Raw genomic sequence first — 22420 nt, forward strand, 5'->3', positions numbered from 1 at the left:
GGGCCAGCGTGCTGTGGGCGCTGCTGCGTGACGGACGGGTCTTCACCTCCGCCCCACCGGTCACGCAGGCGGCTTGACTTCGTCATTGAGACTCCTGGGTTTGGTGGGATCGTGCAACAAGGTGGGGAAGCGCTGAAGTCTGCGGGGTGGGCAGACCTGTCCCGGTCCGAGGTGCCAAGGCCGTCTCAGGTCGCGATCGGCGTGATGCGGTACAGCACCTCAGATTGATGCGTGCTGTCGGAGAAAAGACTGCTGTCGAACAGCACAATTCGGTGCAGCGTGGCCTGTCGCCGCTGAGCGTACGAGGTGAAGAGCTTGTCAGAAGCAATGTTGTCAGGGGTCACTGTTGCCTCAACTGCCTTGACCCCATGGGTAGAGGCGACACGTTCAGTGAGGGCATCGAGAATCTCACCGGCGAGCCCACGGCCTCTGTACTCACTGTCGACTGCGATCTGCCACACAAAGAGCGTGTCGGGGCGATCGGGTCGGATGTAGCCAGTGACAAAGGCGATCGGGGTGCCGCCGTTATCGCGCGCCACGAGGGAAGTTTTTGCGAAATCGCGACACCATAGTAAATAGGTGTACAGAGAGTTCAGATCGAGAAGTTCACTGTCACGAGCGATGCGCCAGAGGAATTTTCCGTCTACTATCCTCGGCAAGTCCATTGTGATGCGCTGTGGTGGACTTGACTGATCGCCTCTACCTACCGTCGAGGGTAAATCCATTCCAGTCGATCCCTACTCTCTCATGCGATTGTTCGGTTAGTTGGATTCCCTGCTTCGGATTCGTGGAGCCATGAACAGATGACCGGAGACTGCTACCACGCACAACCCGGCACAAATACTCCAGAGCAATTGGGGTCCATGCTCAAGAAGACGGGTGCCGAGTAGAGGTGCCAACAGCATTGCGGTTGCCCAAACCATTCCATATAGGCCGTAATAGCGCCCGCGCAGGTGAGGTGGGGCCAGTGCTGCCACAATAGCCTGGTTAACGGAACTCACCGCAATTTCACCCAGAGACCAAATGATCACAGTGCCGGAGTATTCGATCGCGGAGGATGCAGCAGAGGTTAATCCAAAACCCGCCCCTAAGAAGATTATTCCAAGGATCAGAACTCGATTGGGGTCCATGCGGCTCACGACCGGCACAGATAGTGGTTGGAATACAACAATTACTACCGCATTGATCCCCATGATGAATCCGAACATTGACGGAGATAAGCCATCGAGCCCCATGGCAATGGGAAGTGTGGTGCCTGCCTGACGAAAGACGACTCCATAGCACAGGGTGACTGCGAGGTAGCCCAGCATAAGCCTATCGCGCAGCACCCTGGAGAATCCTCCCAGCTCAGGGTCTTCTGCTTTCTCCCGTGCTGAACTCTCTTTGGGAATCGAGTACCGGACTAGAATTCCTGCGGCGATACAAGTGGCAGAGTTCACATAGAACAGAGAAGAATAGCCGTGGCGAACCAGAATGCCGCCGAGGATCATTGAGCAGCCGTATCCAAGGTTTACTGCCCAGTATACAAAACTGTAGGCGCGTGGAAGTTCTTGGGGCGAAAATCGGTGAGCTACCATGGCTGACACTGCCGGCCGGTACATCTCCGCCGTAGCGCCAACAAGGAATGTGCAAACTGCAATAATTGCTAGTTCGTCTGAGGCGCCCAGCAAGAGAAGAGCGAAGCCCGTCAGCGACATACTGCCCGCCATTACGGACCGATACCCTAGGCGGTCGACAAGAATCCCGCCCACCCACTGGCAGACGACACCTCCAATGCCCGATACAGTCAGAATGGTTCCTGACGTTGCGACTGAAAGTCCTTGCTCCTGGATCAGGTAATAACCTAGATAGGTTAAAACCATGGCGCCGAGCTGATTCGTGAACAGGGCGGCGCAAACACTCCAGAATGAACGATTGAATCCGCCCACCAGCTTTTTGAGCTGAGTCACGCCTTTTCGGCCAAGCGACGCTGTACGGGGCCTGTTTGCATTCACTGAGCGTGATCACTTCCTGGTGCGAGGGCTGCCGTGCTGATAGTGAACCTGCGATGGACAGCCCTCGCAGTATTCGCATCGGCCCTTACGGGCAATATGAAGGCCGATCAAATGCGCTCTGCAACATTATCTCAATGACCCTCTTGTACCCCATGCCCGATGCATCGGCCATCGCGGCAAGGTTCCCTTGGAGGGTCAGACCAGGCACCGTGTTGACTTCAAGGACAACGGGGCGGCCTTCGGACAACATGAAGTCGACACGAGCCACTCCGCGGCATCCGCAAACTGTGAACACCCTGACGGCCAGCTCCTGTATACGCTCAGTCAGAAAATCTGGAAGTGGCGCCGGGCATCGGTATTCATGAAGACTGGGGTCCTGCTTCGCCTCACTATCATAGAACTCGTTTAGGGATATGGCTTCCAGAACCGGAAGCGGCTTGACCGTACCGTTGATCTCAAGGACGGCTACAGTGAGGGTGTTGCTTTCGATAAATGGCTCCGCGATGAATTCTTGAGAGCTGTACTCACTCTCCGCGGAGAGGAGTTTTTCGAAATCTTCGTCCGACCTGACGATGCCCGCTTCAAAGCTTTCTCCGTTGGATGCCGGCTTTACGAATAGAGGAAGGCCGAGTTTCGTCGTTACTTGCGAGATGGTCTCTGACGTGGCCCCCCTGCTCACAGGTGCCCAGGGGAGAGTGTTGATACCTTCAGCGACCATGAGGTTCTTGAACGTAGGCTTATGCATTCCTACAGAACTAGCTAATACGCCGGAACCGGTATAGGGGACTCCCAGAACCTCTAGAAGCCCCTGGAGCTTGCCGTCCTCGGCGTACCAGCCGTGCCCAGCGATGAAGGCTGCATCGTACGTCGTTACGCGTGTCCAGAATGCTGGCTCCGCCATGTCAACGAGCTCCGCACTGTGGCCGAGCTCTTTCAGCGCCCTCCCGGCTTCTTCGGCCGACAAGAATGAACCCTGGCCTTCAGGGCTGGGACCTCCGGCCAAAATGGCGATACGCATGCGTGAACTCCATCCTCTTTATCTTTGCTGAAACGGGAGATTAGACGTTCTCGTTAATTATTCTTCGTTGCACTCGCCGCGGATCGCTCGACAGGCCGGTGCACAGCTCCCAGTTGGCCATGCCGGCGAACCGGACGTGCGTCTCGAAAGGAAGGTCATCGCCGACGATGACGACTGGTGTACCAGTCGGCACTCTCTTCGGGAGAGCGACCGTAATTGCATCCATGGATACCGAGCCAATAACTCGTACTCGTTCCTCACCCACAAGTACAGTCGTGCCTGATAAGCGGGCACTAAACCCGTCTCCATAACCGACAGGGACGACTCCCATGACCATTGGAGATGCGGCTCTATAAGAAGCCTCATAGCCAACGCTGGCTCCCTGCGGAAGATTCCTCACCTGTGCGATGTAGCTGACCCACCTGAGTGCAGGCTTTAAATGGATCCTGACCGACTGATCATCGATCAGGGATAGCCCAAGCAGGGCACTTCCTGATCTAACAGCGTCCAGATGCGCCTCGGGAATGCGTAGCGCTGCCGAGCTATTGCACACATGGCGCGTCACATTTGGCACCATCGAGCAGATGTCCAGAAACCGCTCAAGTTGTCTTGCGGTAATATTCAGATCTGCGTGCGCGTGGGAAAATTGACCGAAAACCCCGGTTGGCTCCCTTGTCAACTCTGTAGGAATATCCTCAAAGCCGTATCTGTTCAATCCTAGGTTGATTTTGATGTGAAACCGAACAGAGTTGGATAATGCTTTGAGGCTTGCGCTGTCATATGCGACACATTCCAAGCGTGCATCATGCGCCACGGGAATGGTTTGAGGGCTTATCGGGCCGAGTATTATGACGCGCGCCTGCGGGAATTTTGTTCGCAACGTCAAACCTTCTTCAAGAGTTGCGACGCAAAGTGCTTGGGCGCCTCCCTCAAGTACTGCTTTGGCTGCTGGGATAGCGCCGTGCCCGTACGCATCTGCCTTAAGTACAGCCCACAGTTCCGCACCATCGACTATTTTGGTGACGTACTGCGTGTTGTGCCTTATTGCGGCCAGGTCAAGAGTTATTTCGCTCCTGTGCATTTACACCCCCGTTCTTGTTGCTCTTGCTGCCGGCACCTCTTCAGTTAAGAAGGAATACGGTTCCTCGGTAGCCCTCTGCAACGTTTCATGAAGGCGCGGCAGGCGTGGGCTGCCGCATAAGAAGCGATGACAATCTTGAGTCTGGCATCCACTTAGATGCAAGGGGCACGATCACGCGCGTCTCAAAGTGATCGGTTGCCGCTATCGCCCCTACGGAACAGGTTGAATAGCCCGTTTTTGTATCCGAACGCCTCTCTCCCTCACTCTTACCTGCGGCTACGGTGACGATGTGTGATGGCGCCAGAGTGTCTGACTCTCAAATGGTGCATATTGGCCACGGGGCTGATAGGGGGAGCGGCTTGGCTGGTTACTGCTTGGACACGTGCACTTATTGGGCGGGAAATCTGACTTGCGGGGGATTGATGGCCAGGTGGGGGAACTGGTCCGGCTGGGGGCAGCTGCCTTCTGGGTGAGGCTGAAACGTGGCCACGAGGCGGCGCGATCCTGTCTGCGACTCGAGGGCCAGGTCACGAGGAGTGCTGAAGAGTTTGACAAGGCGCTCCGCAACTGGGGCACACTGAGGGGCTGTGACCGATGGCTCTGTGATCATTCATCCCGTCCCCTACTTCGCGCAGTGGGCTTCGCATCGACTGGTGCGCGAGATTGTTACCGGTATGCTTCAGGCAGCGGACGACCCGCTGTGGGCCGAATACGGGGCGGAGACTCCTGAGGAGTACGAGTGGTGGTCCTGGAGATTGTGCGGGGTTGCCTGCCTTCGTATGGCACTCAAGTACTGGTTAAATATCGCCCCCACGCCTCTTGAAGTTGCCACTGAGTGCGTTGAGGCTGGAGCGTACGTCAAACGCGTGGACGGGCTAGACGGGTTGATTTACGCACCGTTTGCCGAGTACGCCACCAGTCGCTGGGGAATCTGTGCGGAGTCGCGTCCCCAGATGGCGGCAGGCGAAATTCCGGCTCTCCTCGCCTCTGGAAACCTGCTGATGTTGTCGGTACATCCGTCCATTCGGGAACCGCACGTAGTGCCGTTGAGGAAGGGCGGGCACCTCGTTCTGGCTGTCGGAGCTACGGCGAATCACTTGATCATCCATAACCCGTCTGGCTTCCATGGAGTATCTCAGGAGTTTGCTCGGGTGACCTGGAGTGAGTTCGACCGTTTCTATGCCGATCGCGGTGTGGTACTGGGCAAACCTGAGGGGCCCAGCTGATCGCCGCAGGCGTGTAGCAGACAGCAAAGTGCCGCCCTCTGCTCAAAGTGGAGCAGAGGGCGGGTTCATGGCTTGCCGATGGCCGGTGTGCAGCGCTGGGGCTCGTCTACTCCTCCTCTGCTGCCTCCAAGGCCCGCTCGATCTGTTCGTTCGAGCGCTGCTGGTTGCGGTGAATCGCCTTGGCATAGAACCGGAACAGAACCGCGATGCTGTGTCCGGCCCGGCGTGCAACTTCGGCCGGGGAGACGCCGGACGCAAGCCAGAGTGAGACGCCCGCGTGGCGCAGGGAGTAGGGCACGTCAGCCAGGATGGAAGCCGCTTCAGATTCGGTCAGCACTGCGAGTCGAGCCGTCTTCCAAACCTCCCCGTACTCCTTGGACAGTAGGCCGCCGCCCTGGGCCGCACGGAACAGCCGGCCGTCTTAAGCGGCGCCGAACTCCTTGATGTGCTCGCGGACCAGGCGCACGAGGACGGGGGGAATCGGCACGGGCCGGGTCGCCTTGCGCGCCCGCTTCTTCAGGCCGCGCATATCGAACGACTCGCCCGTGTCGGTCCACCCGGAGCCGACGCGGGGCGTGCTCGTGGACAGCAGCACTTCTCCCCAGCCCTCTTCGGGCAAAGTGAAGTCTTCTTCCCGGAGATTGGCCGCCTCCCCAGGGCGGTTGGCCGCGTAGTAGAGGCAGCCGAAGAACGCCATCAGGTGGCGTCCGCGTGCCCCTTGCTCGCCTACAGCGTCGATCAGCGCCTTCGCCAGCTTGGGGCCGGGGACGAACCGAAAGTCGATCTCGTCGTCAGTTTCGGGCGGGGTCCAGTCGACCTTGTCGAGGGGCAGGGTCGCCAGCAACTCCCGTTCCACCGCGTACCGGAGGCAGTTGCTGAAGACCGTTCGCTTGCGATTCACCGTGTTCTCGGCAGCGGCCGTGCCGTCCTGCTTCAGCTTCAGGGCGTCGAGCGCGGTACGCACCACCGAGGGCGTGTTGAGCGCGGTGATGTCGACGGACTTCCGGCTGATCCAGTCCAGCGCCGACACCACGTCGGCGGGAGGTTCCTCAACGTCGATGCGGGGCTTCAGCGTCCCGTCGTCGCCGAGAACGAAGCGGTAGACCCACGAGTAGAGCGCGATGCGGAGCACCTTGGGAGCGGGGGCCCCACGGTTGTCCTTGACCAGCTTCGGCGTGATGGTGGCCAGTGTGTCAGCGATGCTCGCACGGTGCTTGGCCGAGGCGCCGGGCCACTTCATCTCCGCATAGGCGCGCGTGTGGGCGTACCAGGTGGTGGAGTTGAGTGCTTGCACTTCCGAGGCGGGCAGGCCGGTTTCGGTGTCGAACTGCTCGCGGTTACGCAAAGCGGCCAGCAGCTCCGAGCGCCGACCGTCGGCCTGAGCCTTGATCTTGTAGCTCTTGGAGAAGGGCCGTGGGCCCACTCGCCAACGGAGCTGATAGGCCGCCACACGGTTGGGCCGCTTGCGGATGCCCCAGATCTGTACGTCGTAGGTCAGCACGCTTCCTGCACCTCGCAGGAGTCGAACCAGGCGTCGAGGTCGGTCCGACGTATGCGGATCTGACCGTTGGGGAGTTTCAGGTGCCTGGGCGCCTGGCCCCGCGCGCGCATGCGGTAGAAGGCGGCACGGGACACCCCGATCTCGGCGAGAGCCTCCCCCAGCTTCAGCGTCTGCCTGTCGGCCTTGGTCGGAGTGGTCACAGCCAGGGGTCTCCTTCGGACTTGAGGCGTTGAGAATGGGCGATGTCGTGGCGGACCTGGGCGGCGAGGAGTTCTTCGCCGGGGCGGTAGCCGCTGCTGAGGTAGGTCCACGAGGAGGCGGTGACGAGGGTGGTCTCGTCGGTAGTGGGGAGGCCGGCGCGGGCGCGGGCGGCTTCGGCCTGGGCGAGGCGCCAGACGCGGCGTACGTCGCGGAGTGCGCCGAGGGTGGTGGAGTAGGCGCGGGATTTGGTGGAGAAATGGCCGCGGAAGCCGAGCATGTGAGCCCACTTCCAGAGCTTGAGTTCGGCGAATTCCGGCAGGTGGCCGAGGGCCCAGGCGGTGCGGATCATCTGCCGTACGTGCTGCTGTACGGGCAGGGACTTGATGGGTTCGGCCTGTCCGGTGCCGTCGCAGTCGGCGCACCGGTCGTGGAAGCGGTCGGGGCCGCGTACGTACCCCCGCCCCTGGCAGGGGCGGCACATCAGGGTGCGGTCCACGGTGCCGGTGCCTTCGGCGTTCTTGGTGGCGTACTTGGCGACGTATCCGGCGACCTTGGCGTCTGTGTACTCGGCGACGCGGGCGTGGGTGAGTTCGCCGTCGCCCAGGGCGGTGATGGGGTCGACCTTGAACCGGCGGCCCCAGGCGATGACCCGTTCGCCGATGGCGTCGGACTCGACGGTGAGCCGGGCACGCTTGACCGCCAGGCCCACGGCGGCGCTCAGGGCGTCGAAGGTCGCCCAGGGTGGGGGCTCGGTGGTGTGGCCGTCGGGTCCGTCGAAGCGGATCACGGCGTGGAAGTGGACCAGGCCGCGCTTTTGGTACTCGGCGACCTTGGCGAAGGAGACACGCAGGGCAGCGTTGAGCGCCTTCTGTGTCATGCCGAGGTGTTCGGCCAGGGCGCGGCGCAGGTAGGTGGTGAAGCGTGCCCAGAGCTGTCCGGCGTGCGCGTTCCAGAGCACGGCGCCGGTGTAGTCGTACGTGGCCGGGTCCAGAGGAGTGCCGAGTTCCGGCGCATCTTCGGCGTGGGTCTGGCCGCAGGCACAGGGCCGGGGCTTGCCCGCGTCGGTGCTGGGGCGGTTGTGGACGGGGCCGAACGAGGGGGCGGTGAGGGTGACGAAGGCGCGGGGGTGGTCGCGGACGGTTTCCGCGACGGTCTTGCCGCCGGACAGTCCGGCCTTGATCAGGTGGTAGGTGTCGGCGGCGTAGACCCGTGAGCAGGCGGGGCAGCGGGAGGCGCGGCGGTTTCCGCAGGTGGTCAGCAGGCGTCCGGAGGGTTCGTCTTCGGAGCGGTAGGAGCGGACCACTTGCTTGGTGGTCGGGTCGGTGGTGACCGTCCAGCCGTGAAGGTTGACGGGGCTTGTGCAGCCGTGCAGGTTGCGGACCTGTTCGGTGACGCGGTCGAAGTCGTGGGTGTTGGCCAGTTCGATCAGGTCCCGCAGGCCGGGACTGATGGCGTGGCGCAGGTCGAGGGGGCGGCGCATGGGTGGCGGGGTCTCCCTTCTGGCGCGATGGCGGGACCTGCGGGCAGCAGCGATTCAGTGCGCTCGGGCTGCTGCCCGCAGGCATGACGGATCGGGCCCAGGGGCGGGCGAGGGGGAAGGGGCCGGGAAGGCCGGCGGGGAGAGCGCGGCTCTACAGGCGGGCGTGGAGCGCAGTGGCCATGGGCAGGCCGATGCCGAGCCGCATCTTGAGCTGAGCTGGAGTAATCGTTTCTCCGTGCTCGGCATGGTGGGATGCGGCGATCGAGCGCGCTTCAGTCAGTAGCGGCTCAGGCACCTTGACCGCAGGCACGGCCGGGGCGGGAGCCATGGCGGGTGCGGCGGGGTGGGGCTGTGAGGGAGCAGGCGCCGGAACGGGGGCCGGAGGTACGGGCTTCGAGGCGGGTTCCGATTCGCCGGAGGCCGGGGCGGGCTCTTCGGCGGGTTCCGTTCTGGCAGCCGTGGGGGCGGTGGCGTTGGAGGTGACCGCGTGGAAGGCACGCAGGAGCTGCGGCCCGACGGCTCCCCAGCCGAGGAGGAGCAGGGGCGCCACGGCGTCGACAGCAGCGCGGCCATAGTGCCCAGCGACCACAGGTTCGGCGATGTTGAGGGCCAGGGTCAGCAGCCCGGAGAAGTGCATCAGCCGGGTGACCGACTTCATCTGCTCGGCCGGGACGCCGCGCAGAGAGAGGTAGCGCAGGGCCACCAGGAGGCCGACCACGGACAGGTCCACCATGGGGGCGATGAGCGGTGCGATCGGGGCGGGGACGCCAAGACGCAGGGCCAGGGCCCAGACGTTGCCGAAGGAGAAGACGAACGCCAGCGCGGCGATGACGATCATCACGGCGGTGATGGTGCGCTGAGTAATCCGGTCCTCAGTCATGAGTGTTCACCTCCTTTCCGGGTGAAGCCACGAGGGGAAGCTCGACAGGTGGTCAGGCCGCCATGGGCGGAGTGGTGTCGTCCGGGCCGGACTTGCCGAGTTCGACGCCGGGGAGCTCGGCGGTGAGCAGCTCGGCCGGGTCAGCGGTGAGGTGTGCGGTACGGGCGGCGATGTCGGAGGAGTCCCTGCCGGACACGAAGGGCGTTCGGATGCGGGTGAAGCCGGGCTGCGACTGGTGGTTCATGGAGGCGACACCGACGTAGGCACGATCCTGGAGGTTGATCGGGTTGGCGTCCGGCCACTCTCGGATGTCCTCACCGAGCGCGGCGACGGCAGCTTCGGCGGTCTTCTGCGCGAAGGACAGGCCGATGGGGCACACGTCGCGGATGAACGTCGGGATGGCGTCACCGGTGGACTTCTGGGTGGCGAGGATGACGAGGATGCCCATGCTGCGGCCCTTCTTCACCAGGTCCTCCACCAGCCGGGCGTTCTCGGCGGCGAGGGCGGCGAGCTTCTTCGTCTTCGGGTCGCTGCCCTTGTAGTCGCGGAAGTAGGTGTGCGCCTCGTCGATGATCACGACGACGAGCGGCCACGCTTCGGACGGCCCGACCTCCCACATGCTCTGCACGCCGAGGATGCGTTCCGCGGCCGAGACACGGGCGCGGCGCAGCTCCACCAGCCGCCGGAACAGGGCGTTGGCCTCTTCGAGGTCGTCACCGACGAAGGCGAACATCCGCTTCACGAGGTGGGCGTAGTCGCCTTCCCTGGCCGTGGACACCTTGCCGTCGGCGCACGCGAACTGGATTGCGGGCGAGGGTGACCAGTCACAGATCAGCCGGTTGATGAGCGAGGTCTTACCGAAGCCGGGAAGGCCGGCCACGGTCACGCCGGGCACCTGTGTGAGGTCGACGGAAACCGGCTGTGCGTACTCGTCCAAGCCCAGGTCCCACCGGGCGATCTCCTCCGGCACCTCCCCCGTGGGATGGTGCTCGGTGGTGAACTTCAGCGGATCGAGCCGCACGCCACGGATGATCACCTGTCCGGGCCTGTCCTGGGTGACCGCCACCCGCGTGCACCTCCAGGCGTCGGCCAAGTGCGGAGCCGCCTTCTGGAACTGCTCCAGGCCCACGCCGGGCAGGCACGTCGCCCGCGCGATCACCCCGTATGCGTCGTACGTGACCTTCAGGACCGGGACCAGGACGCGGGGCTTGAGGGGCTTGCCGTCCGTGTTCGCCAGCGACGCCATCGGGGTGGGCGTCTTGTCCGTGGCCGACAGCTTCAGCATCGGCGCGAGCCGCTTCCAGCCCCGCCGCACGCGCACGGCCTGCCTGATGGACTGCCGGGTCATGGCATCGGCCCGCACGTAGCGGACCACCCACCACGCCGACCAGCCCACCAGCACGGCCAGCGCCACGGCGACCACCAGGAGGCCGTAGCCGAAGGCCCCTCCTGTCGGATCGTTGAAGTCCTTCATGCGTCTATCTCCTGCGAGTTGTAGAGGAAGACCGCGAGGGCCGATTCGAGGGCCGCCCAGTCCTCGACGGCCGCCAGGCGGGGATAGCCGTAGCCGACGAGCACGGCCGCCACCGAGTTGACGAGCGACTCGGTGAACCGGGGGTCCGGCCCGGCGTGAGCCAGCGGGTAGCTGCGCTCAGCGCCGAACCGGAAAGAGGTGCCGCTCACGCCGCGTCAGCAGCCGGGGCGGGGCCGCCGACCAGGTCCAGGCGGTCGGCGCGGTAGGCGATGCCGTCCGAGAGTTGGCCGTTGAAGATCCGGGCCCACGGGGTGGCGAACAGCTCCACCGGCATGACCGGCAGACCCGGCTTGAGGCCGTTGGGGAGACCGGTCTCCGGAACGGTGATCTTCAGCGCCTCGGCACGGTCCTCCTCCATGAAGAAGAGGGTGATCGTCATCAGCTTCGCGCCGGTTTCACGGTCAGTCGCGAACTGGGTCTTCTCGGCGTCCGCGTACTTCGGCACCGGCAGGGTGCCGACCATGAACGACGCGGTGGGGAGCAGGCCAACACGGATACGGGCCATGGGTGTTACGTCCTTTCGGTAGGTGCTCCGCCGGGTGGCGGGGCGTGATCTATAGAACCTCGCTGACCTAGCACTATCAAGTCACGAGGGTGAGCTAGGTGGGAGCTGACGCAGTTCAGCTATGTCAGTGGGGTGTGCTAGGGGAGCTAGGAGTCGCTACCCTTGGGGCATGACTCCCGCGCCAGAGAAGAAGCAGGACCGCCGGCCGCCGTATCAACACGCAGCCGACGAGCTCCGGCGCGACATCAAGCAAGGCCGCTTCAAGCCCGGCGAACAGATGCCGTCCGTCCGTGAGCTGCAAGAGCGCTTCGGCGTAGCCAATATGACCGCGAGAAGTGCCCTGAACGTGCTGCGGGACGAAGGGCTGATCTACACCATCCATGGCCGGGGCAGTTTCGTCGCCGACGTCGCCGACCACACGGGCGAGTTCACCATCGACTACAACGCGCCCGCCTGGTACCTGGCCAAGAAGGGCAAGGGAGAGCCGGACGAAGAAGTCGAGGAGGGGGAGCCCGACAACGAATCCGCCGGGTCCTCCCTCATCGAACTACTCGCCTCCCTGCGTGACGAGATCCGAGCACTCAGCGCGGAGCACCAGGAATTGCGCCGGGAAGTCGATGCCCTGAAGAAGGCCCAGCAACCGCCGCCGTCCTGGCCGCCGCAGTCTTAAGCTGAGCGACCTCCTGTCGCATTTGCATCGCTTCACGGCCGAGCCTTGCCACCGTGGCCCTCATTTCGCGGACCAGTGCGGCCACCTCTGCCGCCTCCCGGCTGTGAATGGCGATCAACTCCCTTTCTGAGTCGCGTATCTGCTCGGTCATGTCTCCCCGTTCACTGCTGTGCCGTTGTTGCGTTCAGCCAACCGCCGGGGGCTTGTCCGAAGGCTTGCCCAGCGGTCATCCTCCGCCGGATCAGGGCTTGCCCGTGTCGCTCGGCAAGCCGTCATCGCGGCTGTTGAGCTAGGTCTACATGCCAGACCGGACACGTACGAGGCGCGCGGCACTGCACTCCCGCAGGGCGGGCAGAATCCGTCCTTCGGATTCCGCTGCATCCCGCTGGACGGGAAAGCGCGATTCCGTGCGCTCACGTCACTTGTCCATCCATTCGTCGGCCAGAAGCATCAATAGTCCGGAGAATCGCCGGCTTGGGTAACCGGCACTTCGGTGCTATGTTGCGCCGCTCGATCCATCGGGGATCGCCTATAGGGGTGCCGAAATCCGCATCGGTGTGACCCCCACTTCTGTGATCCACGCCACTTCTCCATCTCCAGTCGGACGTCTCTCCTCGCTTGCTACAGGTGCCGTAGAAGCAGTCGGTGTGACAGTCGCCGGGCAAAAATCAGCCCACCACTCACCACCGACCACGAGACCGACCACCAACACCCGACCAAGGTCACGAAACGGTCACGGGGTGGCCTGGTAAGCCCCGACCAAGCTCGCAATGGCATCCTGCAATCCCCCGCCTGTGGATAAATTCCGCCGACCGCCGGAACGAATGGGTCCGGATGCGCATCTATCGGACCTAAAGCGGCGAAGGAACCGGCGAGCGGTCGGGAAGCCGAGGTCAGTGCATGGCCGCACGACCGGCCAGGGGCCCAGGGCAGCGGAGCTGTCCAGAGTTTCTTTACTGGATCAAGGCGGCCCGCCTACGGCGGGCCGCGCGCGCGGGCGGCCATGGGCCGCCGCCGCTCCATGTCTCCGCCACCGCTCCGGCGGCCCCCACCCGCTCAGCGCGCAGGATCGCCGAGGCGTACAGCCAGACCAGGAAGCAACCCGACCACTCCGAGCACCAGGACCAGGCCGACGCTCACCAAGCGAGACCACGCCACCCAACCGAGCTCCGTTCCAAGTCGCATGTCCCGCAGATCCGTGCACCGCCCAATTGCCATGCCACGTCGGCTACGCCCAGGCCAGATCGAGGTGCGGCCCGTGACGCATGGAAGAAGCGTGGTTGAGGTCAGTACGGGGTTGCTGGAGACACACGTGACGGGTGCTCGTTCGGCACGCCCGCCGCCGTGGCTGACTTTCGGTGGCTCAGGTCTGAAGGGAGTTTTCGCCGACCGAACCGCAACAGTGATCCTCTCCAACTCAACAAAGGGGAGCGGGGGTTGCAGCCGCACCCGAATTCGAGCACGCCGACCGCCCCGGTACCATAGGCACCGGGGTCCTGACCAGGGATTCCAGGACCGGACCACCCCAGATCGCTGTCCAGGCTGAGGGGTGGTCCGGTCTCTTGTTGTTGGCGCCCGCCGCTCATAGCACGGGCGGCGAGCGGCGGGCGCCGAGGAAGCCGCTGTCCCCTCGGGGAGCGAGGACCGTGCGGCGGGCCTACTGGGGCAGCAGCTCGATTTCGATGGCGAGCGCGCCGAGCGCTTCCTTCTCCGCTGGGTAAATCTCGCGGATGTTGGCGAGCTGCTGCTCACGGGACGAGGCCGGGTTGACGTTCGCCGGACCCTCCCCGTCGAGCAGTTCCTCGAACGTCTTGTACTCCGTGACCCGCTTCACCAGGACGTCGCAGGTCTCGTCCGTGCCCTTGATGCGGAAGCGGATGACGTCTCCGGAGGCCAGGTCTTCGAGGTGGGGGTACTTCACCCGCACTTCGATCGACTTCTGACCGGCGGCGACGAGGTCGAAGTACCGTCGGTAGAGGTTCAGTTCGCGGACGCGTGCGGCGGCTGTTTCCGTCATCGGGCGGGAACGCTCCTTGCTGTTGCAGTGGACATGAGCCGGCAGAGTTCACCGGCCGAGTACGAGCGGAAGAAGTGGCGAGGGTCGGCGAGTAACACCTCGGTCAGGGCAAGTAGGCGGTCGACGTACTCAGTCAACGACCCCGGCCATTCTCGGGTGTCGAGCATCCACGGGGTTGCCCCTTCGGGCAGGGAGGCCCGGCCTTCCCGGATGAGGGACTTGGAAAGCTTGGCACCCGTATCCGTGACCACCTGGGGGCAGAACAGTCGCGCGGTCAGCTGTCCACGGGTGAGGCCGACAGCCTGTAGGGCACCGTCGACGAGCAGGCAGCCGGGCATCCAGTCGGCACCCTTCACCATGACGTGCAAGGTGCCGACCGTTCCGGTGACGGCCAGTTCCTTGACGAGGTTCCGGTAGAGCGTGGCGAGGTCCAGGTAGCCGCCGCTCGTCGGCTCGATGACGACCTCGTACTCGCCATGCTGCAGACACTCGGCCGAGATGGTTGCCCGCTCGAAGCCGTCGTCGCGTACGTGGGTGCGCTCGGCGTACTTCTCGGCCCACCCGCAGCCAGGCCGGGGACACGGAACGCGAACGTGCGGGACGCCCGATGACGGGGACAGATACCAGCGGGCGGCTTCCAACCGGGGCAGCATGAGCAACCAGGTACGGCGGAAGTGCTCGCCCGCCTGCTGCTGGCTGTAGGTCTCGATGGAGTACGGCACGTTCAGGCGCTCGGACAGAGCGGTGAACAGTGGGCGGTACAGCTTGTCGACCTGGTCAGCGATGCCGACCTCGCCCAGGGCGTGCGCGTAAGCCCGCTGATAGCGGTGCCCGGTCTCCTTGTCGGTCACGATGGCGTACGGGGCGTTGTCGAGGGCGCCGAACTGGACTTCGGTCGGGAGGCCGAACCTGTCCCGAATCCGGGCCGCAGTGGCGAACGTGAGCGACTGCACCAGGGACGTCCCGACGTGCGGGGCTCCGTTGATCTGAGTTCCCACCACGAACACGATGCGCTTCGGAGCCGCGTTGGTGATGTGCGGCCTGAGCAGGTCCTCGGCGTGTGTGAGCGCGTTGGCGAGCACGGTGTTCGGCGATACGGGGTAGGTGGTCACCGCGTCTTCCCCTCGGTAGATGGGCAGGACTGCGCCGCAGAGCGACGGGTGTGCGTTCAGCGGTAGAGCTGCGTTGCGCGTTGGACCCGCCCCCGCGCCGGGGGGAACCGGAAGAAGCGTTGGGGCGGGAGTCATCGGGTCGGGCGACGCCCGCGGGGACGTCGGTGGCGGCCAGCCCCTGCCGGGAGATGAGGCGAGCACCCGGCGAGGTCGGGATGCTGCGGAAGGCGCGGCCGGCGAGTTGGCAGCGGGTACACGCGGAGGGAGTATCGGGCGTCGTAGTCCGTCACGGTGAACGCGAACGCGCGGCCTTCGGCGAGGGCTATGAGCGCTTGCTCGTACGCCTGATCGCTGTCGGCCCAGGCGCGCAACTCCGCATCGGGACGCGGGAGTCCAGGCGCTGCGAGGATGAGCGGTGCGTTACGGAGACTCACCGCACCGAGGTCTGGGGACAGCAGCCGGGCGAAACGGTACGCGGAAGCCCGCAGCCACCGGGCAGCAAGGCGTGGGGAACGGCTGCGGTAGGTGTCGAGCAGGACTTCACGGGAGCCACTGAGGTCATGGGCGGTGGCTTCGCAGCGGAATGCGACGGCAGGCCGCGTGAGGGCCCGTGCAGAGGTCGGTGGGGCGAGCATCAGCACGGCCGGGGTCACCGCTCATGCTCCCGAGCCGATTCCCTCGCCTCGATGAGCCGACCGAGTTGGCTGTAGTACAGCTCGACTTGCGCCGGGGTGAGCACGAGCATCGTCTCGCAGGCGCCGCCGTCCTCGTAGTGCACAGTGACCGGCAGCGCGGCCTGCTGCGCGCGATGGTCGTAGGCGGCGTCCCGCTGCATGGGGGTGGCATGCGTGACCGGGACGGGCACGGGGCGCAAGGTCTTTCCGTCGGACCTGGCCCGCCACTCCTCACCACCACCAGGCGGGCGCAGTTGGTACGACGCGGAGCTGTCGCTCGGCAGGGCGACGCACACGCCGATCTTCCCGCCCTTGGCGAGGTCGAGAGCAAGGTCGCCAAGGCGAGGATGAAACGGGGCGCCAGGGATTAACTCGGCGCCCCGCGCCGGAAGTTGCTTCGAGGTCTGTTCAGCCATGCCTCGAAGCTATGAAGATCTCCAGGGCCCAATATGAACCGCAGGAATACGACCCTCAACCGTTGAGGTGGAAGCGGTCTGACATGCGGCGTAGCTTCTCACGGGTGCTCGCACGCTCGGCGTACACGATGCTGCGCAGGGTTGACCGGGCGATGGGGTGGTTGCGGACGAGCTGGGGGGCGATGCGCTCGGCCTTCTCCAGTTCCTTCAGCGCCTTGTCGCGGTTCCCATCCCACAACCAAGCGCGGGCCAGGTCCATGTGGTGGTGCCCCTGACGGGAGTTGGGGAGCGCCTCGACCAGTTCCTTACTCGTGCGCCGGTTTATCGACAGGGCCTCACGTTGCTCATGCATCTCCAGAGCGACGCTGATCGCATGGATTTGCACGTTGCCCGGCGAGAAGGTCAGGCTGTGGCGGTCGTAGACCGGAGGGCCGACGGCCTCTGTCATCCGCTTGGCTGCACCCCGCGCATGCTTGATCCGGTCCTTCGCTTCGGCCTTGCGACCGCTCCGTGCAGCCGAGACCGCCGCGCGCAGTTGCAGTGACCCCCACGCCCGCACGGCCAGTGGCTCACCCTGGTCATATTCTTGCTGCACGCTGCGAATTGCCTTGTCAGACAGGGCAATGGCGTCGTCCCAGTCCGCCGTGGCCCACATGTCCCAGACACGCATCCAGTCGGCGACGGCAGGCATGACAGAGTCGCCGGACAGCCGGGCAGACCAAGCGGCCCGCTCACATGCCATGGCGATCAGCTCAGGGTGCCCAAGGGCGTGCGCGGAGGTGTGGGCGAACTTGCAGCACACGGCGTAGATGGCGAATGCCTCTTCCCGCTCGTGCCCCGTGGAGACTTCAGCGAGGGCGCGTGCCTCACGAAACAGGTCGGGGAGAACCTCCATGATCGCCACGTTGGCGGCAGCGTCACGCAGGCGGTGAAGGCGAGTGGTTTCCTGCCAGAGCTGGCGCGCGGGTCGGGGCGTGCCGTCGAAGACGGGGGTGAGGTCGTAGCGGCGCAGTTCGCGCATGATGGCTGCGGCGGAGACCTGCCACTGATTCTCCGCCGGGGAGCTGTTGTACGGCCGCCCGATCAGGTCGTTCGGGTGTACGTGCAGTTCCGAGGCAAGCAGGTTGAGCAGGCCGACCCGGTCCAGCTCTATGTGTCCGCGTTCCATCTTCGAGACCCACCCCTGCGTCTTGCCCAGAGCGGCAGCGAGGTCGGCCTGAGTCATGCCTGGGCGGAGCCGTGCGCGGCGTGCGCGACGGCCGATCTCTTCGGCTTCTTCCAGCATCAGCGCGCCCCCCTGTAGGTGAGGCGCCGGCGGTCCAGCAGGCGGCGAGGCATCGTGCTCCATCCGTCGGGGCTTCTACCCTCGACGGTACCCAGGTCACGGGCAGGGTGTGGAGTGCTCCGGTCGGGAAGTAGCAACCTGAGGTGTTGTCGATGCGGGTTACGGACTCAGACAGTGACAACTTCCGGCACCAGTGCGATGAAGCGCAGCAGCTTGACCGGCAATGGAAGCACGTGGGTGGAACGCGCAAGGGTGACGGCCATCGTCTACTTGCAGTTCTCTTCGAACCATTCCTCCATTGCTATAGAAATCACGTCGCCTGTGTAGCACTGCCGCCCATAGTTGTAGTTGAGCAGCTTCTGATTCTCTTTGTTTAGGTTTTCGTAGAAAACTGAGGATGTCACGATTGCGGGTACGTTCCAGTTGCTGTTGCCATAGTTTGCGAGCTTGGCCGCTTGATTCACGACGTCTCCCATGTAGACAACGTCGTTGATCCCACTACCGTTGTAACCTGCCTTGATCATAAGGGCCCGGCCCCAGGACATTCCTATTCCGACCTTGATCGGTAGGTCGTAATACGCCTTTCGCATCTCATAGTTAAGGACTTTGGCCATAGAATTTGCTTGGGCTGCCAAGCTAAAGACTCCATCGATGTCTGTTTTGTATGGAGTATTGATCACTGCCCAAGTTGCATCACCTGCAATGTTGATCTCGCGAGTATTGGAGTCGCCGTTAAAGATTGCTACGAGTTCTGACAGGTAGGCGCGGTAGATGCGTGCGAGTCTGGGACGCTTGTAGTGGTTCGGTAGCTTCGATGAGCCGCGGATGTCTACAAAGATGGCTGAGCAGTTAGCGTAGTAACCATTCGAGAATGTGAGTTTTGATCGGTCGGGCAGGGAGTCCACTTCTTCGAAGTTTTGCTGTGCACTCGTAAGGTATTCCTTGATTCGCGCAGCGCTGGCGACGTGATTGTAGGATTTGTGATTGCTGTCCATTTCATTTCTCCAGTTCCTAGTTGGCGATGCGCAATGCGGCGGTCATGGCGAGCGTGATGAATGCGAATAGAAGGAAACGTATCGCTCGACCGCCCCACATGTATTTACTGTGGGCTACCTTCGAATTTGCCCACCCTTGTCTGGCAATCTCCGCGACAAGTGCCTCGACATCTTGGGTGAGTGCGACTAGAGACGTGGCGTACATATCGCCGGTTGTTTGGCCGCGGGCGATGTGGTGGAAGTAGAGCAGACTGGTCGGTGCTTCCTTCATCTTCAGGCGAGGCCACAAGACCAGGCCAGCGCACAGTCCAGCTCCGACTACGGCAAGGGCGCAGAGCATGGAACTCAAGATCAACCAGACGGATGGAGCGGTTACACCCTTGACGAGGTTGTAGAGCACTCCGCCGGTGACGCCAGTGGCGGCAAGCGTGGCGCCAGCCTTGGTTTCGGCGTGCTTGATCCAATCGATGACCAGGCCGAGAGCTTTCCAGGCATGATCGGCGTTTGGGCCCTGAGCGGGCTTCGGAGCCGGGGGCGTTTCCGTCACACAGCTATCATCCACCGCACCACTGACAATGAGGACGCGATGGACGAAAGGCCATGTGGGGGAGCTTGGTTGGCCCGAGCGGAGGACGGCATCGGTGGCGCTTACCGGACGGCGGGCGCCGGAACCAGTGATCTTGGTGTGTCACGGGAGACGGAGTCAGTGGACCCCGTGTGGACCACGGCCCCCGCGGGAGGCCGGAGGCCGGTACGCTGTACCCGCTCCGCCCCAGGTGGGCCGGGGCACAGGTGGGTTGCCCGAGCGGCCTAAGGGAACGGTCTTGAAAACCGTCGTGGCAGCGATGTCACCGTGGGTTCAAATCCCACACCCACCGCAGCAGGTCAGCGTACGTGCTGGTCAGAAGGGGTGTCCCGGGCAACGGGGCACCCCTTCCGCGTGCAGCCTGTCTCACCCTTTCTCGCCCGTATCCCAGAGCTGACCAGTACGTATGGGCCATCTGTGGGCCAGGATCAGGGGGTGTCTCCCTCCTCCAGGGCACGAGAGATCAGGTCGTTGGAGTGCTGCTGACCGCCCTTAAGGATCTTCGCGTAGAAGCGGTACAGCACAGCGATGCTGTGGCCGGCGCGAGCGGCGACTTCCGCCGGGTCCACCCCCGACTTGATCCACAGGGATACGCCCGCGTGGCGGAGGGAGTACGGCACAGCCGCGAGGTCTGATTCGACCTCCCGAGGGGACAGCACCGCCTTCCGCGCTTTCTCCCAGATGTCGCAATACTCGGTTGACGGGACCCGCCCGCCTCGGACCGCCCGGAACAGCCGGCCGTCATCGGCCGTGCCGTAGCGCTTGATGTGCTCCCGGAGCAGATGCGCGAGGACGGGCGGGATGGGAACGGGCCGCGTCGCACCGCGCTTTCGTCGCTTGAGTCCGCGCTTCTCGTACGACGTTCCTTCATCCGTCCATCCACCGCCCACTTCTGGGCGACTCTCCCCCAGCAGCAGCTCGCCCCACTCGTTCACGGTCTCGGGTGAGTTGGGGGGCAAGGTGCAGTCCGATTCCGTGAGAGCGACGATTTCACCGGGCCGCATGGCGGCGTAGTAGAGACACCCGAAAAACGCATGCAGGTGCTCGCCTCGCACTCCAGAATCCCGGACAGCCCCGAGCAAGGACCGCGCAAGAGCAGGGTCTGGCACGTAACGGAAATCGATCTCGTCATCGCTCTCAGGGGGCGTCCAGTCCACACGCGGAAGAGGGTTTGCGGTGAGTAGCCCCTTTTCCTCAACCGTGTAGCGAAGCACGTTGCTCAGCACCATGCGCTTGCGCCTAGCCGTGTTCTCAGCGGCTTTGCCTCCGTTCAGACGGAGCGACAAAGCTTCAAGAGCTGGCCGCAGTAGCGCAGGGTCCTCCAAGTCTTTGACCTTGATGGAGTGTGCCGCAATCCACTCCAGGGCTGCGCGGATACTCTCCGGTGGCTTCTCCACCATGTGGCGCTGCACCCATGCCCCGTCAGGGGAGCGGACCGCCCGGAAAGCCCATTGGTACAGGGCGGCGCGCAGAACCGTAGGGTTCGGCGCTCCCCTTTTACTGGTCACGAGTGCGGGGGTTATGACGGCGAGCGACTCCGCGATACTCGCGCGGTGCTTGGCAGCGGCTCGCGGCCATTTCATAAGCACGTAACCGGTAACGTGCTCGTACCATGAAGGGGAGGTACGTGACGCCAATTCGCTTGCGGGGAGCCCCGTTTCTTCGTCGAATTGCTGGCGGTCGCGCAGCGCGGCCATCAATTCCGCTCGCCGTCCGTCAGCCTGGGGCTTGAGCTTGAAACTGCGAGAGTGTGGCCGCTCACCCACTCGCCAACGCAGTTCCCACGGCTTGGGACGCCCAGCGCGGCGGTCGGCGGTCGGTCAGAGCCCGCAGGCCGGAGTTCGGAGCCGACGGCCCACGGCCTGAGCCCGGCGGCCAGAGCCCGGCGGCCAACGGCCGGAGTCCGGAGATCAGAGCCCGGAGTCCGGCAGTCCGGCGTACGTCGGCGAGAGCCGCAGGCGCGAGAGGCCGATCGAGCGGCCGGAGGCGAGGACGACCCGGGTCTGGGACGTGGGCGGCAGGTCAGGGGGCGGGTGGCTTTCTGTGTTCGATTTTCAGGGGCGGTGGCCCGTCATGCGGGCCGCTGACGCGATCGTCGCGCGAGCCTCGCGTTCCGTCAGGCCGGTGTGGACCGCCGCGTCGATCAGCGGGGCCCGCAGGGCGCGGCCGATGCCGTTCTCGTAGGCGCGGCAGGCCGCCCAGAACAGGCGGGTGTTGCGCTGGCCCTCGTGGGCGGCGAGGACGAACTGGACCAGGCCCTGGCCGCGGTTGCCGACCGAGGGGTGGGTCGCGGGGTGGGGCGCTCGCGGAGGCGGGAGCAGGAGGCGGAGCAGGGACGGCGGGCAGGGCGCCGGGACCAGGTGTTCGGTTCCCGGGGCGGTGGCGTAGACACCGTGGTCGGTGCGGGAGCCGGGGCCGACCAGGTAGCCACCCGCGCCCCGGATGTCGATGCCGGGGGCGAGCCGGCCGGCCGAGTTGGGGATCACGGCGTCCGGCGGTCCGGTCAGCCAGAGGTGGCGGCCGCCGCTCGGCGTGAGCACGACGACCGTGGGCGGGATCGTGAACAGGTGCCGCAGTGCCAGTTCGCGCAGGGCGGCGGTGGAGTCCGTACCGGACTTCATGTCGAGGTCGATGCCGATGAGGCGGTGCGGGGGCAGCCCGCAGGCGATGCCGTAGCCGGTCGCCCAGGGCGCCGCGGCGAACAGCTCGCGGATGCGGGCCGGGTCGGTGGTGGCGTCGTACACCCCGTGGCCGGGGCGGCCGCACTCGCCGTGGCAGGGCAGTAGCGCCGGTTCCGGCTCGTCGAGGTCCGGGGAACGGTCCGGAGATCGGTCGGGGGACGGGGATCGGTCCGGGGAGCGGTCCAGGGGCAGGGATCGGTGCGGGGAGCGCAGGGCCGGGAGCTTGGTCCGGGACAGGGGGATGACGGCCAGGCCGCGCTCGGCGGCTGACAGGGCGTGTGCGAGGGCCAGCGTCGTGGCCTGCCGGTCGGTGGTGGCCATGGATTCATGTTCGTACGTACGTTCGAAAAAGGGAAGAGGGGGGTCGGGCGTGACACGCCGAGGGCGGCGGCTTGGCCGGAAAAGGTGCCGGATCGGTTCTCCCCTTGGGGTGCTTGAAGGGGTGATGTCCGGACTGGTCATGACTGGGGCTGGAGTCAACCAAAGATGGCGAAAGGGGTTTATCGACTTGTCATCACGCTTGAGGGCGAATGAGGGTGTCCGGGGTGGTTCGCCGGGGATTCG

At 64.4% G+C, this 22420-nt stretch carries 22 protein-coding genes and 1 tRNA gene; 3 read left to right on the forward strand and 20 right to left on the reverse strand.

What is annotated here, in order from left to right:
• Nucleotides 1-185 precede the first annotated feature (185 nt).
• From ectA to alr, 4 genes are all read right to left on the reverse strand, one after another.
• Nucleotides 186-665 carry a diaminobutyrate acetyltransferase gene (gene ectA / locus ACGFZQ_RS40430; RefSeq protein WP_393844610.1) on the reverse strand — a complete coding sequence of 160 codons (480 nt, stop codon included), beginning with the start codon at nucleotides 663-665 and terminating at the stop codon, nucleotides 186-188.
• A 96-nt stretch (nucleotides 666-761) separates the two neighbouring features.
• Entirely contained in the window at nucleotides 762-1949 is a 1188-nt protein-coding gene (locus ACGFZQ_RS40435) for an MDR family MFS transporter (protein WP_393844611.1), read from the reverse strand.
• A gap of 130 nt (nucleotides 1950-2079) precedes the next feature.
• The gene (locus ACGFZQ_RS40440; protein WP_393844612.1) at nucleotides 2080-3012 is read right to left on the reverse strand and encodes an ATP-grasp domain-containing protein; all 933 of its coding nucleotides are present in this window, start codon (nucleotides 3010-3012) and stop codon (nucleotides 2080-2082) included.
• A gap of 40 nt (nucleotides 3013-3052) precedes the next feature.
• Entirely contained in the window at nucleotides 3053-4093 is a 1041-nt protein-coding gene (gene alr, locus ACGFZQ_RS40445; RefSeq protein ID WP_393844613.1) for an alanine racemase, read from the reverse strand.
• A gap of 587 nt (nucleotides 4094-4680) precedes the next feature.
• Here alr and ACGFZQ_RS40450 point away from each other — a divergent pair.
• Nucleotides 4681-5319, forward strand: coding sequence for a C39 family peptidase (locus ACGFZQ_RS40450; RefSeq protein WP_393844614.1), 639 nt, complete (start codon nucleotides 4681-4683; stop codon nucleotides 5317-5319).
• 106 nt (nucleotides 5320-5425) lie between these two features.
• Here ACGFZQ_RS40450 and ACGFZQ_RS40455 read toward each other — a convergent pair whose 3' ends face one another.
• The 8 genes from ACGFZQ_RS40455 to ACGFZQ_RS40490 all read right to left on the reverse strand — a co-directional run bounded on the left by ACGFZQ_RS40455 (nucleotide 5426) and on the right by ACGFZQ_RS40490 (nucleotide 11420).
• Nucleotides 5426-5617 (reverse strand): hypothetical protein, encoded by a 192-nt coding sequence (locus ACGFZQ_RS40455; protein ID WP_393844615.1) that lies wholly within the window; start codon nucleotides 5615-5617, stop codon nucleotides 5426-5428.
• A 123-nt stretch (nucleotides 5618-5740) separates the two neighbouring features.
• Nucleotides 5741-6820, reverse strand: a complete 1080-nt coding sequence (locus ACGFZQ_RS40460) for a site-specific integrase (RefSeq protein ID WP_393844616.1) — start codon at nucleotides 6818-6820, stop codon at nucleotides 5741-5743.
• Nucleotides 6814-7020, reverse strand: coding sequence for a helix-turn-helix transcriptional regulator (locus tag ACGFZQ_RS40465; RefSeq protein ID WP_393844617.1), 207 nt, complete (start codon nucleotides 7018-7020; stop codon nucleotides 6814-6816). The genes ACGFZQ_RS40460 and ACGFZQ_RS40465 overlap by 7 nt, the downstream gene beginning before the upstream one ends.
• The gene (locus ACGFZQ_RS40470) at nucleotides 7017-8501 is read right to left on the reverse strand and encodes a replication initiator (RefSeq protein WP_393844618.1); all 1485 of its coding nucleotides are present in this window, start codon (nucleotides 8499-8501) and stop codon (nucleotides 7017-7019) included. Before ACGFZQ_RS40470 ends, ACGFZQ_RS40465 begins: the two co-directional genes overlap by 4 nt.
• A gap of 151 nt (nucleotides 8502-8652) precedes the next feature.
• Nucleotides 8653-9381 (reverse strand): DUF2637 domain-containing protein, encoded by a 729-nt coding sequence (locus tag ACGFZQ_RS40475; protein WP_393844619.1) that lies wholly within the window; start codon nucleotides 9379-9381, stop codon nucleotides 8653-8655.
• Nucleotides 9382-9433: 52 nt separating this feature from the next.
• Complete coding sequence (locus ACGFZQ_RS40480) at nucleotides 9434-10855, reverse strand: cell division protein FtsK (protein WP_393844620.1); 1422 nt, start codon at nucleotides 10853-10855, stop codon at nucleotides 9434-9436.
• Nucleotides 10852-11064 (reverse strand): hypothetical protein, encoded by a 213-nt coding sequence (locus ACGFZQ_RS40485; RefSeq protein ID WP_393844621.1) that lies wholly within the window; start codon nucleotides 11062-11064, stop codon nucleotides 10852-10854. The genes ACGFZQ_RS40480 and ACGFZQ_RS40485 overlap by 4 nt, the downstream gene beginning before the upstream one ends.
• On the reverse strand, nucleotides 11061-11420 hold the full coding sequence (locus ACGFZQ_RS40490) for a hypothetical protein (RefSeq protein ID WP_393844622.1): 360 nt from the start codon (nucleotides 11418-11420) through the stop codon (nucleotides 11061-11063). The genes ACGFZQ_RS40485 and ACGFZQ_RS40490 overlap by 4 nt, the downstream gene beginning before the upstream one ends.
• A 169-nt stretch (nucleotides 11421-11589) precedes the next feature.
• Here ACGFZQ_RS40490 and ACGFZQ_RS40495 point away from each other — a divergent pair, with 169 nt between their 5' ends.
• Nucleotides 11590-12090, forward strand: a complete 501-nt coding sequence (locus ACGFZQ_RS40495) for an SCO5717 family growth-regulating ATPase (RefSeq protein ID WP_393844623.1) — start codon at nucleotides 11590-11592, stop codon at nucleotides 12088-12090.
• A gap of 1657 nt (nucleotides 12091-13747) precedes the next feature.
• On the opposite strand, the gene ACGFZQ_RS40500 is transcribed toward ACGFZQ_RS40495, so the two are convergent.
• The 6 genes from ACGFZQ_RS40500 to ACGFZQ_RS40525 form a co-directional block, all read right to left on the reverse strand.
• Nucleotides 13748-14107 carry an ASCH domain-containing protein gene (locus ACGFZQ_RS40500; RefSeq protein ID WP_393844624.1) on the reverse strand — a complete coding sequence of 120 codons (360 nt, stop codon included), beginning with the start codon at nucleotides 14105-14107 and terminating at the stop codon, nucleotides 13748-13750.
• Nucleotides 14104-15219 carry a hypothetical protein gene (locus tag ACGFZQ_RS40505; protein ID WP_393844625.1) on the reverse strand — a complete coding sequence of 372 codons (1116 nt, stop codon included), beginning with the start codon at nucleotides 15217-15219 and terminating at the stop codon, nucleotides 14104-14106. The genes ACGFZQ_RS40500 and ACGFZQ_RS40505 overlap by 4 nt, the downstream gene beginning before the upstream one ends.
• 649 nt (nucleotides 15220-15868) lie before the next feature.
• Nucleotides 15869-16309, reverse strand: a complete 441-nt coding sequence (locus tag ACGFZQ_RS40510; protein WP_393844626.1) for a hypothetical protein — start codon at nucleotides 16307-16309, stop codon at nucleotides 15869-15871.
• 55 nt (nucleotides 16310-16364) lie between these two features.
• A complete protein-coding gene (locus ACGFZQ_RS40515) occupies nucleotides 16365-17594 on the reverse strand; it encodes a helix-turn-helix domain-containing protein (RefSeq protein WP_393844627.1) in 1230 nt (409 codons plus the stop codon).
• 266 nt (nucleotides 17595-17860) lie between these two features.
• Complete coding sequence (locus tag ACGFZQ_RS40520) at nucleotides 17861-18589, reverse strand: hypothetical protein (protein WP_393844628.1); 729 nt, start codon at nucleotides 18587-18589, stop codon at nucleotides 17861-17863.
• Between the two features lie 16 nt (nucleotides 18590-18605).
• The gene (locus tag ACGFZQ_RS40525; protein WP_393844629.1) at nucleotides 18606-19136 is read right to left on the reverse strand and encodes a Pycsar system effector family protein; all 531 of its coding nucleotides are present in this window, start codon (nucleotides 19134-19136) and stop codon (nucleotides 18606-18608) included.
• Nucleotides 19137-19380: 244 nt separating this feature from the next.
• On the opposite strand from ACGFZQ_RS40525, the gene ACGFZQ_RS40530 reads away from it, so the two are divergent.
• Nucleotides 19381-19467 (forward strand) — tRNA-Ser (locus ACGFZQ_RS40530).
• A 136-nt stretch (nucleotides 19468-19603) separates the two neighbouring features.
• Here ACGFZQ_RS40530 and ACGFZQ_RS40535 read toward each other — a convergent pair.
• Together ACGFZQ_RS40535 and ACGFZQ_RS40540 are read right to left on the reverse strand one after the other, a co-directional pair.
• Entirely contained in the window at nucleotides 19604-20872 is a 1269-nt protein-coding gene (locus ACGFZQ_RS40535) for a tyrosine-type recombinase/integrase (RefSeq protein ID WP_393844630.1), read from the reverse strand.
• 357 nt (nucleotides 20873-21229) lie between these two features.
• Nucleotides 21230-22177: a bifunctional DNA primase/polymerase gene (locus tag ACGFZQ_RS40540; RefSeq protein WP_393844631.1), complete on the reverse strand. Its 948-nt coding sequence runs from the start codon at nucleotides 22175-22177 to the stop codon at nucleotides 21230-21232.
• Nucleotides 22178-22420: the final 243 nt, after the last annotated feature.

Source organism: Streptomyces sp. NPDC048254, from assembly GCF_043201895.1.
In the GTDB taxonomy this organism is placed as follows: Bacteria; Actinomycetota; Actinomycetes; order Streptomycetales; family Streptomycetaceae; genus Streptomyces.